21 protein-coding genes and 2 pseudogenes are annotated in these 19,155 nt (G+C 51.0%); all 23 read right to left on the bottom strand.

Annotated elements, in window-relative coordinates; translation table 11 throughout:
• Positions 1 to 170, bottom strand: a pseudogene (locus C508_RS20445) (IS256 family transposase); the annotation flags it as partial.
• Positions 171 to 740: 570 nt separating this feature from the next.
• Positions 741 to 2,174: a recombinase family protein gene (locus tag C508_RS0116390; RefSeq protein ID WP_018704658.1), complete on the bottom strand. Its 1,434-nt coding sequence runs from the start codon at positions 2,172 to 2,174 to the stop codon at positions 741 to 743.
• Complete coding sequence (locus C508_RS20450; protein ID WP_018704659.1) at positions 2,164 to 2,337, bottom strand: SHOCT domain-containing protein; 174 nt, start codon at positions 2,335 to 2,337, stop codon at positions 2,164 to 2,166. The genes C508_RS0116390 and C508_RS20450 overlap by 11 nt, the downstream gene beginning before the upstream one ends.
• Before the next feature lie 86 nt (positions 2,338 to 2,423).
• Complete coding sequence (locus C508_RS19685) at positions 2,424 to 3,044, bottom strand: hypothetical protein (RefSeq protein ID WP_018704660.1); 621 nt, start codon at positions 3,042 to 3,044, stop codon at positions 2,424 to 2,426.
• Between the two features lie 3 nt (positions 3,045 to 3,047).
• Positions 3,048 to 3,632, bottom strand: a complete 585-nt coding sequence (locus tag C508_RS0116405; protein WP_018704661.1) for an N-acetylmuramoyl-L-alanine amidase family protein — start codon at positions 3,630 to 3,632, stop codon at positions 3,048 to 3,050.
• A 10-nt stretch (positions 3,633 to 3,642) separates the two neighbouring features.
• Positions 3,643 to 4,074, bottom strand: a complete 432-nt coding sequence (locus tag C508_RS0116410; RefSeq protein ID WP_018704662.1) for a phage holin family protein — start codon at positions 4,072 to 4,074, stop codon at positions 3,643 to 3,645.
• 15 nt (positions 4,075 to 4,089) lie between these two features.
• Positions 4,090 to 4,728 carry a hypothetical protein gene (locus C508_RS0116415; protein ID WP_018704663.1) on the bottom strand — a complete coding sequence of 213 codons (639 nt, stop codon included), beginning with the start codon at positions 4,726 to 4,728 and terminating at the stop codon, positions 4,090 to 4,092.
• Positions 4,729 to 4,740: 12 nt separating this feature from the next.
• Positions 4,741 to 5,751, bottom strand: a complete 1,011-nt coding sequence (locus C508_RS0116420) for a hypothetical protein (RefSeq protein ID WP_018704664.1) — start codon at positions 5,749 to 5,751, stop codon at positions 4,741 to 4,743.
• Entirely contained in the window at positions 5,748 to 10,154 is a 4,407-nt protein-coding gene (locus tag C508_RS0116425; RefSeq protein WP_018704665.1) for a hypothetical protein, read from the bottom strand. Before C508_RS0116425 ends, C508_RS0116420 begins: the two co-directional genes overlap by 4 nt.
• Positions 10,154 to 10,516 carry a hypothetical protein gene (locus tag C508_RS0116430; RefSeq protein WP_018704666.1) on the bottom strand — a complete coding sequence of 121 codons (363 nt, stop codon included), beginning with the start codon at positions 10,514 to 10,516 and terminating at the stop codon, positions 10,154 to 10,156. The genes C508_RS0116425 and C508_RS0116430 overlap by 1 nt, the downstream gene beginning before the upstream one ends.
• Complete coding sequence (locus C508_RS0116435) at positions 10,513 to 13,401, bottom strand: tape measure protein (protein WP_018704667.1); 2,889 nt, start codon at positions 13,399 to 13,401, stop codon at positions 10,513 to 10,515. Before C508_RS0116435 ends, C508_RS0116430 begins: the two co-directional genes overlap by 4 nt.
• Before the next feature lie 4 nt (positions 13,402 to 13,405).
• On the bottom strand, positions 13,406 to 13,684 hold the full coding sequence (locus tag C508_RS0116440) for a hypothetical protein (RefSeq protein ID WP_018704668.1): 279 nt from the start codon (positions 13,682 to 13,684) through the stop codon (positions 13,406 to 13,408).
• A 35-nt stretch (positions 13,685 to 13,719) separates the two neighbouring features.
• Positions 13,720 to 14,082, bottom strand: coding sequence for a hypothetical protein (locus C508_RS0116445; protein ID WP_018704669.1), 363 nt, complete (start codon positions 14,080 to 14,082; stop codon positions 13,720 to 13,722).
• Positions 14,083 to 14,141: 59 nt separating this feature from the next.
• Positions 14,142 to 14,933, bottom strand: a complete 792-nt coding sequence (locus tag C508_RS19690) for a phage tail tube protein (protein ID WP_018704670.1) — start codon at positions 14,931 to 14,933, stop codon at positions 14,142 to 14,144.
• Positions 14,934 to 14,939: 6 nt separating this feature from the next.
• A complete protein-coding gene (locus C508_RS0116455) occupies positions 14,940 to 15,332 on the bottom strand; it encodes a DUF3168 domain-containing protein (RefSeq protein ID WP_018704671.1) in 393 nt (130 codons plus the stop codon).
• On the bottom strand, positions 15,329 to 15,691 hold the full coding sequence (locus C508_RS0116460; protein WP_018704672.1) for an HK97 gp10 family phage protein: 363 nt from the start codon (positions 15,689 to 15,691) through the stop codon (positions 15,329 to 15,331). The genes C508_RS0116455 and C508_RS0116460 overlap by 4 nt, the downstream gene beginning before the upstream one ends.
• A complete protein-coding gene (locus C508_RS19695) occupies positions 15,675 to 16,013 on the bottom strand; it encodes a phage head closure protein (RefSeq protein WP_018704673.1) in 339 nt (112 codons plus the stop codon). Before C508_RS19695 ends, C508_RS0116460 begins: the two co-directional genes overlap by 17 nt.
• Positions 16,014 to 16,021: 8 nt before the next feature.
• A complete protein-coding gene (locus C508_RS19045) occupies positions 16,022 to 16,288 on the bottom strand; it encodes a head-tail connector protein (protein WP_018704674.1) in 267 nt (88 codons plus the stop codon).
• Positions 16,289 to 16,292: 4 nt separating this feature from the next.
• Entirely contained in the window at positions 16,293 to 16,508 is a 216-nt protein-coding gene (locus C508_RS0116475) for a hypothetical protein (RefSeq protein ID WP_018704675.1), read from the bottom strand.
• Between the two features lie 9 nt (positions 16,509 to 16,517).
• Positions 16,518 to 17,714, bottom strand: a complete 1,197-nt coding sequence (locus C508_RS0116480; RefSeq protein WP_018704676.1) for a phage major capsid protein — start codon at positions 17,712 to 17,714, stop codon at positions 16,518 to 16,520.
• A gap of 20 nt (positions 17,715 to 17,734) precedes the next feature.
• Positions 17,735 to 18,427, bottom strand: a complete 693-nt coding sequence (locus C508_RS0116485) for a head maturation protease, ClpP-related (RefSeq protein ID WP_018704677.1) — start codon at positions 18,425 to 18,427, stop codon at positions 17,735 to 17,737.
• Positions 18,424 to 19,017, bottom strand: a pseudogene (locus tag C508_RS19050) (phage portal protein); the annotation flags it as partial. The pseudogene C508_RS19050 and the gene C508_RS0116485, both read right to left, overlap by 4 nt.
• 6 nt (positions 19,018 to 19,023) lie before the next feature.
• Entirely contained in the window at positions 19,024 to 19,152 is a 129-nt protein-coding gene (locus C508_RS20895; RefSeq protein ID WP_479688668.1) for an HNH endonuclease, read from the bottom strand.
• Positions 19,153 to 19,155: the final 3 nt, after the last annotated feature.

A 19,155-nucleotide genomic window follows, 5' to 3' on the forward strand; every position in this document is an offset into this window, starting at 1 on the left:
CCTTGGCGTCCTTCACTACGCTCGGATTTTTCAGCGCCAAGCTTTCCTTCTACTTCGGCTTCCATAAGCCGTTCACAGAGCCATTTGAGCATAGATAACATGGGTTCTTCGTCCAACACAAATTTCATTAGCATTTTTTCGAAAGGTACGGTAGAATTTTGGTAAGCCATCGATTACACACTCCTTTGGGTTTGCTAGCACTTACCTTTTCGGAGTTTTCGATGGCTTTTCCTTTTTCACTTTTGCGAACTTAATTCTACGCTATCCTTTCCCTCGGCTTCATCCGCCTAAAAATCCAGTAGTTATTCAGGTACGCAACATATTTGCGCGGAAATCAAATCCTACTATCCTTCTGTGCAAGCCTGTTCTTTGGCCAAATACAAAACCATCGCTTTCGCTTTAGCTCCATATTATATGTTATTCTTCAAATTTTTACATTTCCCTGTGAATTACCTTTTAATTCTTCATATTTTTTCAAATGCTCTCCTCATTTTACTTTTTGCTTTCTCCGGATAACTTAGCATTTCGCATACCACCACTGCTTGGCTTCCGAACATATACCCTACAATCAACAATTCCATGCTTTTGAAAACTACACAAACAAAAGCCCTCTCGCCCTACAAGCACCACGAGCATATTCGCATCAAGAGCGAAGGACATTTCGGCAAGAAGGCATGAGTCAGCTACAAGAACGATAATACTTACCAAAGGCATACAGCGCGTCGCTCGGTTGGCTGCTTTTAGTTTTTTATTGGTAGTCTATTTCTCGGCGGGATATTGCATGTTATGCATTCTCCATTTATAAAGTGAAATCGTATCGTTCGTTCGGGCGTAACTTCCCCAAAATCCAGAATCACCTGTACCGCCGCTTGATCTACTGCCAAGTCCTGTGGGTATATTCGTGTAAACGCTTCAAGGAACTCGCTACCCCTTCGCCTACGAGACGTCCTTTCCGCTAGAGGCAGAGCCGCAAGAATGCTCTTTTGTATTAAACCTTGAAGTCTGAGATTCCTTGACCACAGCTGCTGTACCGCCTCCCCGAATAAATGTTTCATCACTTTCTCCGAAATAGTCGGCATCTTTCTTTTGTGGGGGATTATATACCTGCGTCCACAATACCAGGAAATATATCTAGTATGTCCCGGCCTCGGATATTTATATGCGCCTACTACTTTGCTGCCATATTTGCTTTTACATTCACTGCAAATAAGTTTATTGGAGAAAGCGTGCAAGAGCGGATTGATGAAAGCTGCGCTTTCCTTTCGCCTCTGCACTTCCATAAATATCGCTTCACTTATAATCGGTTCATGGTCATTTTCTATGAAAAACTTGGGAAGCTCACCCATGTTTTTACGCGCCTTTTTGGTCAGGTAATCCTCTATAAAACGCTTCTGCAAGAGTGCTGCCCCATAATATTTTTCATTGGTCAATATGGATTCCACTACCATAGGCTGCCACTTTATTTTACCACCTGGGGTTGGCACTCCATTATTGGTGAGATATTTTGCAATCCCTGAATCAGTATTACCTTCCAGATACAGCCTGTAAATTAATCGAATGATCTTAGCTTCTTCTTCGACGATTTCCGGTTTACCATCTCTACCGCGCCGGTAACCAAGAAAAATTGCGTATGGCATGGAATATTTACCATCTGCAAACCGTTTTCGAACACCCCATTTCACATTTTCTGAAATCGAGCGACTTTCTTCTTGCGCTATGCTAGACAACAGGGTAAGCATAAACTCTCCCTTGCTATCGCAAGAATATAGGTTTTCTTTTTCAAACCAAACTTCGCATCCGACTTCCTTTAGTTGCCTTACAATCATAAGCGCATCCAGAGTATTTCGAGCAAAGCGGGATATGCTTTTTGTGATAATGAGGTCTATCTTTCCATTCAATGCATCCTCAACCATGCGGTTAAATTCTGGTCGCCTCTTTCTCGAAGTGCCACTTAACCCCTCGTCACAGTACAGGCCAATAAATTCCCAATTAATATGAGCGGCGATAAATTTGGAATAATAATCTTTTTGCGCCTCATACGAATTCAATTGTTCTTCACTACTCGTACTGACACGAATATATGCTGCGGAACGCCTTTTTACAAACTGGCTCGATAGTTCTAAGTCAAACTGGGGCTTTGCTTTTATAGTTGTTATAAGCCTTTTACGCTCCATTCGGCGGTTCCAGACTACCAATGATCGGCTTTATTTTTAACATCAAGGACTGCCGAGAGGCCTCGTACACTTCCTCTGTAATTAACCCTTCGGCAAGCAGGGTGGCAAGAACGATCTTACCAATTCGGTAATTCATTTCCTTCTCAGCTTGTTTTTTATTCATGGGAGCATCTCCTTTTTGTCTGATATTAATTGCTCAAACAAAAAGAAAAGTCAAGCATTCAAAGGGGATTTTAACTAGAGCCACCTCTAATACCGCCACACATGCCTGACCTCCCACCCGGAGGTCTTTATTTTCCCCCTCGCCAGTTCTTCCGGCACCAGATGGACTTCCGCCGCCACCGCCTTATTGGGAGCGTAGTTTCGCTGCACCCCAACAGGCATGTAGGCATCGCCGCGATGGCTGCCAACCCCTGCGGAAATCTCCCAAGACTTATCCAGGTTAATCTTCAGTACATCCACCTTATACTGGCTCTCGTTTTTAACCACTGCGGTACGGTCAGTCTTCTCCAATGCCGCCGGCGGCAACGTCGCATCCTGTTTATTGATCCGCTCCGCCACCTGCTCAGCCGCTACCTCCAAAGAAGGCGCAGTCACGGTAAAACTGGCAACAGGCGGCTTAGCTTTGAGCTCTTCATAAGCCGCCTGCAGTTCTTTAGCATTCATTTGGGAGATAGAAAGCGCCCTACGCAAAAGCTGCGCCTGCTCCAGTTGTTCCTCTTGCAGTACCACCGCCTGCCGGTGCTGTTCTTCCGCCTGCTGCGCTCGCTGCCAAAGCCAGAAAAGAACAGCGCATATTACCAGGAAGAATATAATCAGCCACTTGTTTTTCTTAAGGGCCGTTTTCCATGTTTGAAACAACTGGATCATAATTCATCCCTCCATTGCTACAAAATAATCGGTCACTCCCCGCGCAATCGCTCTAGCATACCGGTCCTGCCATGCAGCATCCGCCAACAATCCCGCTTCCTCTTCATTAGAAATAAACGCCATTTCTACAAGGCACGCCGGCGCATCGGTATGGACCAATACATAAAAGCGGGACTCTTTGTCTGGATCGCCATCCGAGTAATCTGCCCTTCCTTTTCGATCTGGAAACTCGTCGGCAATCTGCCTATAAAGGCTGGTCGCAAGTGCATCTCCCATCGTGTCCCCCGGCGAAGTCCAAACTTCATAGCCTTCTGCGCTCGGGTTTTCGGTGCTATTGCAATGAAGAGAAATAAAAATATCGGCAGCCCATTCATTTGCCAGAGCTGTCCGATAGCTTAGATCATCTGTTTCTTCTTGCTCCCATTCGGTGCGGGTCAACTTCACGTTGTACCCCACAGCCAGCAAATAGCTTTTTACCAGCAATGAAACACACAGCGCCACATCTGCCTCCTGCAAGCCTGTTGCTGCGTTAACTGCACCGGGATCAATGTTGCGGCCTGCGTGGCCAGGGTCAATTATAATGCGCATACAATCCACCTCATTTCTTATCGTTCAAAGATTCTTTTTCGCTTCGCAGCTGCACCAGCTTTTCCCGAATGAAAGCCGGAATATACTCGCCATAACCCATGCGGTCCAGGTTCTCAATAATGCTCAAGCCTTCATTACCCAGGTACGCAAAAATCACCATCGCCCGGCAGGTGCTAATTCCCAAAATGCCAACATCAATCCAGTGGGCCATAATAACAATCACCAGCATGGCAATCTTACGCTTGATCCCCTCAAAGCCTTTTTTGCTATCAAGAGTAGCTGTCTTCCAAGCGGCGACCATCCCGGTCACGTAATCAATGATGACAAAGATCAAAAGCGCGGTGATGAGCTTATCAACACCACCCACCAGAAAGGAAAACCCTGCGCCAATGGCAGAACCTATGGCCATAATACGCAGCTCGATTTGTGTGTACTCAATCATGCTATATCCCCCTTTCTATACCAAACCATAACTACTTAGCGCCGCTTTTAGCGCCCTTACATCATCAGCCAAGGTTTCTGCGGCATTGCGAAGCGCCTGCACCTCGGCCTGGGAATAAGTCGCCCCGATAGCCAGGCTGCCAATGGCACCGTCGGTATTCACCAAGGTTACCGTGTTTTTGGCAGCTGGAACCGCGCCGAAAAAGCCAACCACAGAAGGATTCACTGGCAATCGTACATTCACAGGATAAAAGGCATCGCTGGCCGTATTCCGATAACCCAATACCAGCCGGTTATAGGCTTTGGTCGTACTGGCCGCAGCCGTAGTCAAGGAAGCTGCAGACACCGTAACCGCCGCGTCATTGGTTTCCGAAAGATCGACATAAGCCATTTGGTTATCGCTAAGGGTGACACCGCCAGTGGCTACCGTATTTTGAATCAGCTGGCCATCGGCACGAACAAATAGAATCCTTAAAGCGCCGCTCCAGGTAAGCTGCCCGCTAGCCGCCGAATAGTTAATCACCCCGTCGCAGTGGACAATGACGTTCTTGGTATAGGAAATAGCACGATCCAAATCCGATAGCGGCGGCTCCATGGAGGAAGCCGCAAAGATCGTTGATCCATCCGCATAGGCCGTATGAAAGTTGGCTCCCATTTCATCCCCTCCTTATAGCTGCAATAGCGCTTGCCCATAGGCAGAATACTCCCCTTGCAACAGCGTAATTTCAATATTGACCAGCGTCCCGGCTGTGCCTTCGGTATAGGTGAAGGTAACGCTGCTGCCGCCTCCCGTATTACCGTTGGCCGGCGCTACGCTTCCGTCGCCGCTTACAATATTGGCCGTAAGATTCCAGCCCAAAGAATTCGTAATGGCGTTGCCGTACTGGTCTTTGACGCTGGCCACTATGCTCCAGGTAGTGCCGTTGTCGGTAGCGGTTGTGGCAATGGATGCCGGCACTGGCGCTGACCAGACCTGGCCAATATCTGCTGCGGTAATCACAGTCTGCCCACCGCGCATCAGCAGGTATCCAATGGGAATATGCCCACCAGGAAGATTGGGCCTGCTTTCGGCAGTGGTAAAGGCCGTTCCGGTAGTTTTAGTAACCACCAACGCTGGCGAAAGGCTAAACAGGTCATACCGAAACTGCCCCGCACTCGGCGCGGAAATACTAAACACTCCAGCTACATCACCCATGGCTAGGCCCATATTCATTTTAAAGACGGTGCCAGCGACCATAGCCACTGCCGGCACCGCATACTCTGCGCCATTAAAGCGGGCTACTCCGGTTGTCACATACACGCTCATCCCCGGCGTCTGGGATATGGCCTTTAGTAAGCAGCCCGCTAAAATGGCATCGTCCGGCGTACTTGGCGTCGGTGTTGCGTTGCCGCTAACTGGCGTCGGTATGGCTCTACCAAATCCCACCACCTCAATGTAACCACGGATGCCGCCGCGATGGGCAATTCGCACCGCCTGCCCCGGCTTGGCCCACTCGGGAATGGTCGCCCAGTTTTGTGGAAAGCGGGCAATAACGAATTCACTGGAGCCTTGAATCTTGCAGCGACACACCCGCTCGGTCAGAAGAACATCCCATAGGACCGCGTCCCTGCTTTCTGCTGCCTGTCTGGTAGCCCTATCCGTAGCCCCGCGTAAGAGACGCTTTCCATAGGTTCTCATAGTACCCATCCTTCCAGACTGTCCGTGTACTCGCCGCTTCCGCTGCCGCTGGGAATGGTCATTCGGCGGGTCAAGTTGGTTACAAACAAGGTAAGAAGTGCGCCGGTATAGGGGTGCGGAATCTGCAAGGTATCACCGGCATCGTCTTGGAGGTGAACGGTTTTAGAAAACTTCACCCTTCGGCGCTGTGCCTGCAAAATCCAAAGTTCTCTCTGAGCCACTTGCTGCGCTTGACTGGCGTCATAGACTAGCGGATCGTCGATACGCGTTTCAATCACCGTCCCCCGCAGGTCATTTTGTAGCTCTAGATCATTAGCGGACGCTTCAAAGGTCTGGTAGTTCTGGCCTATCGGACAAGCATGAATGGTAAAGGCGTAGTTGCCTACCGCCGCCAAGCACTGGAGGGCAATATACAGCCCCGCGTCCTTCATCCAGCTGCCCCGTTTCGTTTCCGCAGGTTCACTAATCATCCCCACCGCAGGCGGCTGGCTTTTACCCAGCAAAAACAAAGCGATGGCTCCCAGCAAGACAGGCATTAGGTTGGGTCCCTGGGAAGTTACCTCCACCCAATGCCACTCCGGGTCCACCGCCGAAATCCACTGTTTCATTTGTCCGCCCATTTTAAAGCCAATCGATGAGACGTTTTGCGTAATCTCCATCCTGGGCCGCACCGCCCGCTTTTGATGATCGTCGCTGTAGTAGATCCGATGCACTTGCTTGTGCTGGAAAAAACCAAGAGTTCCCGACTCACTGCCAACGCTTTCTTCCGCAGTTTCCACATCCAAAGGCGTCCGCCCCTCGCCAGTAACCGTCACTCGGTTCGTTAGGGTGCTATAGCTGTCATCCGGCGAAAACTCCAGCAGGTTCGTCACAGAAGCATAAACGTGATCAACCGGGTTATCCTTGGCGATGCGGCGCGCCTTAATGGTATTGTCCGCCAGGTCTACATCCATATAGTAGCCATAGCGGTTGGTGATGCTTTCTACCGCCGCTTTCACCGTCGTATCGAGCCACTGATAATAAAGCTCGTCTTCTTCTCCCATGGCAGTTAAATCTAGCTCGGTCTGTTCCACTCCCGCATAGCTCTGGAGAAGATTTCCCAGTGCCGCATCCGGCGTAATTCCGCTATAGTACTGGCTTGCGACAATGCCCAGGTTCTCCCATAGCGTCCTTCTGTCTTCGCACTCCACCGAGAGTACTGGATAGTTTCCGCGCTTATAGGAAAGCTTCACTCCTGTCAGCACATACACGCTGGTTCCTTCCTGCCAGGTATCAACGCCATCGATCTTCTCTCCCCAGCGCAGAGTGATTTTCTTCCCCTTTTTCAAGTACCGCGATAGCAAGGACGCCTGGTTATGCGGATCGTACAAATGGCCTTTATCCAAAGAAAAGGTGAGTTTTCCCGGTTGGCCGTCGACGCTGCGTTTTTGCTCAATGGCTTGCCCGCGCACCAAGCCAGCGGACAAATCCAACATGCCAGCTTCTTTATCCCAATAAAGCTGCTCTCCGGCGCTCCGATTCCAGCGAGTCCAAAAAGCATATAGGCCGTTGGTGGCTGGGTCTACCGCCAGCGCCGCCGAGTAGTCCCGGTTTCCTTTTACCAGCGGAGCCGCAGTTCCAAAATTCCACACCCCTCCGGAGTAAAATGCGTTCACATACTGAGTTTGCTCAATTTTCCCGGCCGCCGGAAAGGCAACGACTCCGGTAAAAGAATTACTCGACGCATCACGCACGCCCAGGAAAATTAGTTCATTGCCGGCATCATAGGCAATGGCAGCACCGCCAAAATCGCTGATACCCGTTGGGAATACCCCCGGCGTGGTAGTGTTATTGATCAAGCTCCAGGTTTCAGTCTGCGTATCGAGTAACGCTACCCCGGCCTTACAAGAAGCTACTATCGTTCCGGTTGGCGTTGCCGTAAGGCACCGGAATTGAGCGTCTTGCGGTCCACCGGCAATAATTCCGGATGGCAAATACCACTTAACCGCGCCGCTCGTCAAATCCACCGAAAGAACACCCCAGTAGTTTCCTTGACCATAATTGGTGGTATAGTTCCACTGCCCGGCATAAAGTTTTCCCCCGACAATCACCGGATGCCCCGCACCACAATAGGAGAAATTCGGCAGACTGTCCTGGTAATAATAATGCCGGTATAGCCCTCCGCCACTTAGCAAAAACACCCGAATGCTGCCGGCCCAACGGTTTGTACTGATAAGGCCTTTGGTACAATAGATCAAATACCCATTTTCTTTATCCAGCACCATACTGTCTGCCGTAGCATCGAGGACATCCGGGATCGTCGAATCAAACACATAGGTAGTAAAGGTCGTAGCCACGGTACAAGACGGATTGGCCTGGGTGTAATCCAAAGTCAGTATTTTAGCGACGCCGCTATTTCCTGTTTTCAAAAAAGCAAAATATAGCATGTTCGACGCCGAATCTACCTGAATCCCTCCAAGATATTCCGTATGATATTGGCTGCTCCAAGGAACATTGGTTACATTCTGCGTAAGGCCGTAGGTGCTGTTATCTTCCAGCGACAGGATTCTCAGGGTGTTGGCGGAATCATCGAGCACCAAAATCTGCGCATCCTGCGCTATCATGGCTAGAACCGCGCCATCTCCATGACAATAGAACACATGATTTTCCCGAAAAAACATCGGTATGGCCGGCACCGTATTGGCATTCCAAAACCGATCGAGCGTCCAGGTATCAACGTCAATGCGCACAATGCCATAGATGCCTTTATTACCAACACCATTATTGCCATACACTGCATAAAGCTTACGAGTAGACGGATTGAAATGCAGACCTCTTATAGCCTGACTGCTCTCATCCGTCCAGTACGGACTGGATTTATCCATGATAAGTGAGGTCTTGACCGAGTCATAGGCCAGTACGATTTGAGTGGCCAACTTCTGCACCACCGCAGGTCTTCTGGCAATTTCCGAAGGAACCGTGAAGCTTGTCAGGCTCACCGCCGCACTCCAGGTGGCTCCGTCATCACTACTTTTGCTGTAATAAAGGTTATAAACGGCGGTAGCATCCATGTCTCCGGCATTCATATACGTAAAAAACAGCCAAAGCGTTCCGTCCGCTTGCCGAAGCAGATACGTGTCCAGCTTCTTTCGGCTGGATAGAATCCCGGAAATAGCAGGCTCAACAGCCGACGACCAACTGCCGCCGGGAGCGGAAGCCGTCATCTTATACAGCTTGCTCCCCGGCGTCCAGTAGAGAGTCCCCAATACTGAAGCGGCCCCGCCGCTAAAGGCAGTCTTCTTTAAGCGCGTTCCGTCAACGGTCAAGGTCAGGATGTTTCCGGCCGTTCCCGCTGTTAAGGAGGTTAAGGTAAGACTTCGCTCGACTCTGGTCGCACTGGCTTTAGTACTGGCAACGGTGCCGGTACCATAGCGCACTCCCGCTCCGGTTCCTTCAAAGGTTCCCTCTGTAATGGCGCAGCGCAAATTCTCAGCGCAGATCTCGCGGCCCAGCGTATCGATTTTGACTTCATTGGCAACAGCCGGCGTAGATAAAATGGTCCGCCAGGTATAGGTCTTATCCCCCATCACCACCGTGTCACCATCGAGCGGCATCCCTTCAACCGTAATCGTTCCTGTCGCAAAGCGGGCCGCCGTTACCGAATACCAAAACTTCTGCCCAGCCCAATAGGTGCCGGAAGCAAAGGTAATGGTGGTTCCTTCGGTAATGGTCTGGGACGAACCAGTCATGGTGATCTCGCTCGACCAAGCCCCTTCTCCTTTTTTCCATTTGAACTTCGCCGTGGTCTGGGTGCCGTCTGCGGTAACTTCGATCGTAATTAGGCTGTCGTTGGTGCCAATATAGGTGCCGCCGCGTGTTGCCGATATGGTCATATCCTGAATGTAGGTCACCAAATAGCCGCTGCCGGTTCGACAAATGGAGGGCGAGTAAAGGGCGAACGTCTGCGCCGACTTAATGCTGTATTGAGAAACGCCGGAACCATCATAGGAAAAAACCGCAACCTTCAGATTGTACTTACCGCTACTATCCAGCAGCACATAGGCTAACACCAGATTCCCGTCCGCCATCTCCGTCAGCGACAAATCATAGAACTTTCCGCTTCCGGTAGCTACAAACAAATCTGCATAATAAAACTCCACCCGCTGGGTATCGGTATAGACTAGCTTGACGCTTCTTGCCGGATAATTAAGGACATCAAATTCATCTTGCGTATAGGCGGCAATCAGGCGGCCGCTGGAATGCAAAAGGCTTGCGGCCCCTGTCTGATCCAGCGTCTGCGCATCTAAGCGCTGGCCGACTAATGGCAAGTCTTCGGCAAACTGTCCCGCTTTAATTTCCACAAGCGGATAGCGACTGGCGTTATCCTGGGCGCTCAAAAGCGCTGGGCTTAAACTATTAGCCATTAGCTCACCACCTCTTCTAATAAAATCAGAGTCATGGAGACATTAAGCATATACTCGTTATTTTTATCAAACAAAAGCGCCCCGTCAAAAGCGGTAATCTTCACCAGATACACCTTGCCGCCGATGCCGCTATCCCATATAACGACAGCCCCCGCCTGGTACAAGGCATCCAGTGTTTCAAAAAGAGCTACCGTCATGGATTTCCAGGTCAGCTTGATTTCCTTGCCCGCAAGAAAGCTACCCCAATCAAAGACCGCCACACCGCCATAGGTGCTCACCACGGCAATAGCTCTGACGGCTCTTGGCTTCGTGCACTCTAAGGGCGTATAAATTTCCGGCAAGGTAATACCCCCAAGAATCATGCCCTCGCCTCCTCGAAGATAATGCGCTGCACCAGCTCGGTAATTTCACAACGAAGACGCCCGGCCAGGCGGGGACTCGTTTCACCGACCACACTGACAGGCACGCTGATTTGATGGTAGGTGTCGCCGTTTTGCAGCAACCGCTTGGTATCCGGCGCATTATACACATAACCGCCGCGGTTGAAGTTGATTAGCTCTGGACCATTCTCGCCCACCAACGCATACCCACCGGCATAATTTCCGCCGGACGCAAAACCAGGCAGCATACTATTGCCGCCCAAGTTGGCGAAGCTGCTGCCAAAAAGGCCCATCATAATTCTAGCGGCCAGCCAGCGGGCAATCATATCGTTAATCATCTTCAGTACGCTTTTGGCCAGATCGCTAAAGGCGTCGCCAATGGACTTGGTGCCGTTTAAGACATCCGAAAAAAAGGTGGAAAAGCCGTTATAAAGACCATCTGTAAGCTCTGCCATATAGGACATGGAGGACCGATGCGCTTCTTGCCAAATTTTATAATACGAGTCGATCAGCTGCTGCCGCCCGGACAGTTCCCGCTCCTGCATGGCTTCTTCCTTATTGAGCAGTTCCTGAAAGCGCACCAAATCGCCGTCTTCTCTAGCCCGATCGAGGTCTTCTTGAAACTTGACGCGCTCATAGTGCAAATCCTTAATCCGCTGGTTTTTCTCTTCTTCAATGGCGATCTGCTCGGCGGCCATCTGGCGGCTAAAATCCACCATGCCGGTTTCCGTAAAAGCAAACTGAATACCGTTGGCTTCCCAGGCTGCGCGAAACTGTTCTTGCTGCTGGGCGGTTCCGTCCGCATACTCTAGCGCCAAATCCCGGTAGCGTTTTTGCACCTCATCAATTTGCCGCACCGCATCGTTTTCAAGGTCAAACTTTTGCTTAGAGACACCCGTAAGTCCGATCGCGCCGATTTTTTCGCGCAAGTTCTTTGCCATATCCGACGCTTGGTCAAAAATCCGATTTCGCTCTTTCTGCTCATCTAAGAGGATCTTTTTCTTCTTGAAAGCATAGATTTCGTTTAGACGCAACACATCGCGCTCATAGTTTTCATTAGCTTCTTTGGATTCGTTCAAGGTTCCCATTTCGTCAGCATACCAGGCATCCAAAGCTTCTAGCTTCGTCGCGGTCAGCTGCATCCATTCCCGCTCAATGGCTTTACTGGCCTGCTCAGCTTTTCGCTGCAGTTTTTCGAACGCCTTATCGCCAGAGCCGCTACCTTTTTCCTCACCGGTGCTGCCTGCCGGAGTGGCATTGCTTAGACCGGCAAACTTCGTATTGGGCTTTTTCATAGGCGGCAAAAGCGAAGAAATATCTTTCTTCGTAAAACCCCAGTTCCACTTGCCCGCTACCGCTCCAATTTTGCCAAAGCCATCAGTAACCTCGTTAAACCAGTTGCCTACCGACTCTGGAAAGAACTGCTCGAAGAAACTTTTCAGGGGACTCATTTTTTCTACAATCCAGTTAATCCCCTGACCCACTACGTCCTTAATCCCGGCCCAAGCGCCATCAATAAAGTCCACGATTTCATTCCAAACCGCCGCGGTGACTTCACCCGCCGCATTCCAGCCTTCGCCTAAAAAATCAACCACAACCGTTAAGGCTTCTTCAACTAGATTGGTTACCCAGTTCCAAGCTTCCTCGAGGGTACCCACTATGGCATTCCAGGTATCTACGGTCAGCTGGCACGCTGCGTTCCAGGCATCGGTAACGCTGGTAACAACCTGGCTTACGCCTTCTTGCACCGCCCCAAAAATAGCAGTCCAAGCCTCTGATACAGCCTCCGAAATGGAGGTCCACAAATCCTGAAACAGCTCAGCCAACGGCTCCCAGTTCACCCAAATCTCATACGCCAACAACCCCACCGCCGCGCCGATGGCGATAAAGGATAACAACGGAGCCAGCGCGGTCCAAACAGCAATACCAAAGGCGATCATCGCCGGAATGGCCGCACCCAATAACGCTCCGGATAACACAAACACCGACGCAATGAGTTCCGGCGGCACCATACCTTGCAAGGCTTCCTTAACGCCCAGCGTCTTTACGGCCAACGCAAACTGCGTCAGCCAGTCTGCAATATCTTGCAGCTTTTCATTAAGATTCAAGTTCTTGGCAATGCTGTCGCCGATTTCCACCATGACCATGCGCACATTGTCCTTAATGGTGGACAAAAGGCCGGGAATGGTTTTGCTGATGGCTTCCATACCGCCTTGGAATTTAGATTGCATACCCATGAGAAGCGCGTTAATGCCGGTGGTGCTGTCGATGGCTCCTTTTTCGGCCATCTTCATGGCGGTAGGAATATCCGTACCAATAGCTTCGGCCAAGAACTTCCATGCCGGCACACCGGCTTCCGCCAGCTGCATCATCTCTTCCGCCGATACTTTGCCCTTGGCCTGCATCTGGCCGATGGCGTTGGTCAGGCGGCTAATTCCTTCTTCCCCAATACCCAACATCGCCGCCGCATCCCCAATGGACGCCAGCATGGGAATGATATCCTGCGAAGCAAACCCAAAGGCCAAAAGCTTTTTAGTCGCCGTTAACAACCCAGGCAGTTCAAAGGGCGTATCTGCTGCAAAGCTAGATAGATCGGCCAGCATTTCTTCGGCTTTTTGAGCATCTCCTAAAAGTGTGGTTAACGCCTTGCGGCTGGCTTCCATGTCGCCTGCCAGTTTCACGCTGGCTACGCCAAAGGCTCCCAACGCCGCCACCGCGCCGGCTAAACCGGTAGCAATGCTTTCAGACGCCGCCAAAGCATCCGAGCCCAGCCCTTTACGCAGCGCCCGCTTGGTGCTCTCCCACTTTTTTAGAAAGTCGCTATTATCCCCGCCAATAAAAATGGTCATCGACGCATTGCCAGCCATGTTCTCACCCCACTTTCGACAGCAACTCTTGTATAGCCATCTTCGCTTCTTCCTGTGTTGCTCTTTGCTTTTCTTTAGGCTCTCTTCCTAAAAGCATATCCACCGTAACCAGCTTTTTAAGTTCACGCGTCGTGCAGGTGTTGATAATGGAAGCCACAAATCCAGCCGCCATAATCTGCTCCTGCTGGCTTCGCCAGTGGTACCCTTCCGCCAATTCGTAAAACTCGCCGAAGGTCAGCCGCCCAAACTCCCACGGTTTTAGCCCGAGAGGGCCGTATGCCACCGGCGCAGCCTTTTCAATCCACTGGGCTACGGTGGTTACTCGTTTCCCGCGTCTGTCTCCCCGGCCCCATCGTCCTCACCAGCCAAGCTCTCGCCCATGATCTTCGAGGCCTTAATGGCTTCCCCGATCTTACCGGCTAGTTCCCCGAAACTACCGCCACCTTCCATGTACTCTTGCATGAATAGCCCTACGCGCTGCAAGGTAAGTCCTTTTTCCGCATGCTTTAAGCCGCCCCACAGCAAAATGCGCACCGCCGAAAACCCAGCAGCCATGGGATTGCTCATTACATAGAGCAAGGATTTTCCTCCCATCAGTTCCTCCATCTCGGCCGCGGCGTTAATGTCGTAGCGTAGGCGGCGCTCTTTTCCGCCAATGGTAATAAAGACAGGTCCTGTCATCGCTCTTTCCTCCGTTTAAAGAAAATAGGGTGCGCAGCTCAAACCGCACACCCTGTTCGTTATGCTGCCGGGGCAACCCCTGGAGTGGTACTGGTCGAAACGGGCGAATCCGTCAAGCCGGCGCACGTTCCATTGGCAATAGCAATATTAAGGGTACTGTCATTGGCCGCAGCAGTCAGAGCGGTTAACTCCACCTTGGTCCCATAGCCACCAACACTGAATTTCGCCGCTACCGCATTGTCACTTGTCAGTGCTTCTCTGGCTTTTTGCGCAACCACCGCTGCGGAATCATTAAGAGCCACCGCCACACTGATGGTCTTGGGCGAACCGGTCATCCCGGCAGCCGTTACCGTAAAGGTAGCATTGCCAGCAGTTGAAATACTGCCGACTATTTCCGCCGTTTCCACCTGCTTGGTACCATTCACTTCTTCCGGCGCGCCGGCTCCGGCCAACGTAATCTTATAGGTTGCCACCCCGTCATGGGGAGACTCTTCGCTCAAATCGGTAATGGCCGCATAGCCTTGGAACTTAGACCCATCCTTGCGGATATACCGCACATGCACCAATTCCCGATTAGCAAAAACGGTGAGCAATTTAGCCCGGCCCGCATCAATGCTCAAACCCGACACATCGGTCAGCATAACCGCATCCGCTTCAATACTCCAGGACATCATACCGGGCACACTGGTTTTCCAGGCCCCGGACTGTTTATTGGAAGCGTCAATTTGCTCGGCGGTCAGGCTCAAGGTCGCGCCTCGCTGGCCGCCAATTACAGTCCACACCGGAACCTGCGCGGTACCTGTATTCACTTTTAATAGAAAATCCACACCATCACTTGGAATCAATGGCATTGCTTCTCACTCCTTTGTATCTAGGATCATAAACCGAAACACAATGATACCTTCTCGGTGCATATCCAGACGCTCAATCGAATGGCTGTCCACACTGGCGCGGGCAATCTGCCAAAATCCAGACAATACTAGAGGGTTCGCCAAAACCGCTAAAATAGCAGCGTCACAAATGGCAGCCACCTCTTTATCCCCCTGGTACTCACTTAGTACTTTTACGGTCGCCAGCACATCGGCTCCGCCAAAGGTCTTAGCGTCCCAGCTTTGGGCGCATGTTTCCGTCAGCACTACATAGGGCGCTTTTTTCCCTTGGGGCACATAATCGTAAATCCCTACAGACAAAGCACCTATCAACCGATCATACAAGGCTTTGTTCAGCGGCGACACTGGCGAGCGCTTCATCGCCGCACCTCATTTCGCACCGAATTCCTGATTTTTTCTTGAATGCCTGGCACCAGCTCCCGGCGCGCCCGTTCGGCAAAATGCTTGCCCTTCACTCCCCGTTTAGTGCCATATTCCTGCAACGGCGCATGGGGCGCTTTAGCACGGACCATACGGGAGATACCGTACTTGCCCTTGCGATTCACGATGCTTTTACGCAAAAGGCCACTTTTCACCGGCGCTAGATCCCGTTCTCGTTTACGCACCGCTTTAGCCCCTTGCTCAGTTTCCTTTTCAATTACTTGGCTGACATTGGTTGTAACAAGATCGCCAAAGGAAATGCAGCGATCAATTCCTTCCACCTTAACCACCGGCCGCATCGGCCACCACCTCCCGGCATTCTAGCCGCAAATAAGCATGTTTTTCTTCTACATCCACTGGCGGCCCGATCTGTTCAAAGACCCGGCCGCCATACTGAATCCGATCGGTTACCGCCACATCATGGCGATAGCGAATCAGAATGCGATATAAAATCTCAGGCGTCAGCTGCTCATACTGGTCTACTGTTTTAGCAGTGAACGCCTGAAATTTAGCCCACACCGTAGCCCGAGTTAAATACAGCGTTTCATAGCCGCCTTGTCCATCGGGCGCTCTGGTTTCTGCCAGCAGCACGCAGCGGCAGTTCAGTTCTCCTGGATTCATATCTTCACCTACCATAGATGCGCGCGGTATGGGGATAACAACACATACACGACATTCGGAATATCCTCTCCTGCGCGCTGCTCATAAAAATGTCCGATTAAAATCAGCAAGGCTTGCTTCACCGGAGTTGGCACTTCACTAGGCAGCGGCGCTTGCAGGTAGTTTTCCGAATGAGATATCGCCGCAGAAAGCAAAGCGGTAAGAAGGGAATGTTCCTCCTCACCGTCAATGCGCAAGTACTCCTTAATTTCCGTGAGCGTCAGCGGCTCTGCCATAGCCCTACTCCATCAGGCCGGCCGCCTTCAGTTTGGCCAGCAGCGCGTTAAAGTCGGTCTTCAAATCCGCAATAGTGGTGGCAGCGCTGTCCGCCTGGGTTGCCGCTCTGGTAAAGTCAGCTCCTTGAATCAATAGCTTTCCTTCGCCAGCAATATCAAGGCTTCCGGTTACCACCCACTTGTCGCCGCCTTGCTCGGCATAATTCTTCACAATGCTCATACTTCCCACCTACGCTTTCATCTGCAGCACTTTGACGGCTTCGGCCAGAATCAGTTTGCCATCGACACGCTGCGTAGCCCTAAAGCCAACCTGCCCATTTACCGCGAAGAGTTCGTTAAGACGTTGGAAAGATCTGCCCTGCCGGTCTGCCACCCAGTAATAGCTGAAATCACCAAAGGCGATAGTTTTTGCCGCCGATGCGATAGCCGGAACATAGGCCGATGTTTTCAGCGGACGATTCAAAATGGTATCCGGCTGGCCCGCCGTCAACGAAGGCTGCCAGAGATACTGGCCGTTCCCGTCTTTCAGCTTGCGAATGGCCTTGACCGTGGCGTCGTTGGTGACGAATACGGCATTTTTACGATACGGTGATTTTAGAGAATAAAACAGGTCCATAATTTCGTCGATAGTAATGGCAGTCGCGCTGGCAGTTGTGATTCCCACGCCGGCACCGCCAGTGGCATTGAAAATACCAGTAGGCTTGCCGGTCCCGTCACCAACAAAGAAGGCTTCTTCCTCTTTCGCCCCAATGCGCCGGCCAAACTCCTTGGCAATGTATTGCTCCAGATTAAACACACTGTCATTTAAGAGTTCCTCGGACACCTTGATCATCGTAGCCAGCTTATAGGCTCCAATGGAAACCTGACCAAAAGCATCGTCCGACTCGGGAATCGCACCTTCTTCATCCACCCAGGAAGCAGTTCCCTTGGTGGCGACCACCGGAATTTTACGATCCCCCGAGGAAGTGGTAATGATCGTAGCCAGTTGCCGGAAAATGTTTTCTTCCTGCAGGGCTTCCACCAGAGTACGCTCAAATTCATCCGGCACCAAATAGCCGCCCTCCGAGTCGGTTCCCACTTGCAGAGCGTTTTGCACATCAAAGCTGTTTTTATTCTTCATTGCCTTCCAAAAGGCCGCTTTGTATTCGCTCGAAGCCCGGCCGGTTTTCTCTGTCTCCTGATGCTGGCTGGGTTTGTTCGTAATGGCAGCGGTGGTAGGCTTGGACAGTTCTAAATCCAAAACCGCTTGACGTTCCAAACGGTCGATTTCTTTACCCAAGCTCACCACATCGGCTTCCATCTTTTCATAGGTAGCCGTGTCTTCAGCCGACAGCAGACCATTTTCATTGCGCCGGGAATCTAAAAAAGCTTTGGTGCTGTCCCAAAGCTTAGCGCGCTTCTCGCGCAGTTCCAGTATTTTATTCATAGTAAGTTCCCCCCTGTTTTCTATTTCAAAAGTTCAAGTCTTGTGAGAAGTTCTTTGTGCGACATCCCCTCCACCATAGCCGGCTGCTTCTCTATATACTTGGGGAGCTTTCGTAAAAAGGCGTTGGTGACAGTTAATTGGTCAAAAATAAAACCCTCTGCCGCATCCTGGGCATCAGGCGCGTAGAGGATTCTATCGGCAAACCCCATTTCCACCGCTTTTTGCGCGCTGAACCAGGTTTCCGCATCCATCATGTTTGAAATTTTCCCGCGAGACAGGCCGGTTCTTTGCTCATAGGCATTGATAATGCTTTCCTTGACCTCGCTCAGCATCTTGATGCCGCTTGCAAGATCCGCCGCTTCACCGAATATTACCGTTGCGGGATTATGGATCATGATACAGGCAGTCGGTGACATAACAATTTCATCACCAGCCATAGCAATCACCGAAGCAGCGCTGGCGGCAATCCCATCAATCTTAACCGTAACCTTACCTTCATACTCTTTAAGCATGGTGTAGATCTGGCTCGCCGCAAACACATCCCCACCCGGAGAATTGATCCAAACCGAGATATCGCCGGCAGATGCCATCAGCTCATCCTTGAATTTTTTCGGCGTGATATCATCGTCAAACCAGCTGTCCTGGGCGATATAACCATCAAAATACAAGGTGCGGCCCTCCTCGTTTTTTACCCAGTTCCAAAATTTCTTCATTTGCTTCCCTCCCGTTCAGCGCTATTGTTGCTGGCAAAAGCCCCCGCGTCAGCCAGCTTGGTCATGTTGCCATTAATGAGATACAAGTCCCCGCCCAATTCTGCCGGTATCCGGTTGAGATTTTCCAATTCGCGGATGTCGTTGCTGGATAGCCAGCCGTTTTGCCTGCCCACGGCGTAGCCATTCATGCGGCTTTCATAGTCGCCACGAAGCAACCCGTCCACATTAAACTTCACAAAGAACTGCCGCTTTTCACTTTCACTGAACAAGGCTCGTTGAATGGCCTGCTCCCAGCGCACCACCCACGGGTCCAACGTGTACATGACAAATTCCAACGACTGCTGCTCAATATTGGAAAAGCTGGATTTCTCCAGATCGCCGATCATGTGGGGCGGAATGCGGAAGATACGGGCAATCTCGTTAATCTGGAATTTGCGCGTCTCCAAAAACTGCGCCTGCTCCGGCGGAATGCCGATGCTTTGAAACTTCATGTAGAGTAGGGAAGTACCGCCTTGCCGCATTACTGCGACAGGTTTGTTCCACCCTCTCCCCAAACCGTGCTTACACCTCTCGATGTACACGGCTTTCCATTTACGCTATGACGAATGATGAATTCCATTATGGCAGGACTTGCAAACTACCAAAGTTTTTCGTTTGCGGGCAATCATAGCCCGCTCCCATTGTTCCTTTCCCTTGAGATTTTTCAGCTTGTTGATGTGGTGAATCTC

The organism is Anaeromusa acidaminophila DSM 3853 (genome assembly GCF_000374545.1).
Classification (GTDB): domain Bacteria; phylum Bacillota; class Negativicutes; order Anaeromusales; family Anaeromusaceae; genus Anaeromusa; species Anaeromusa acidaminophila.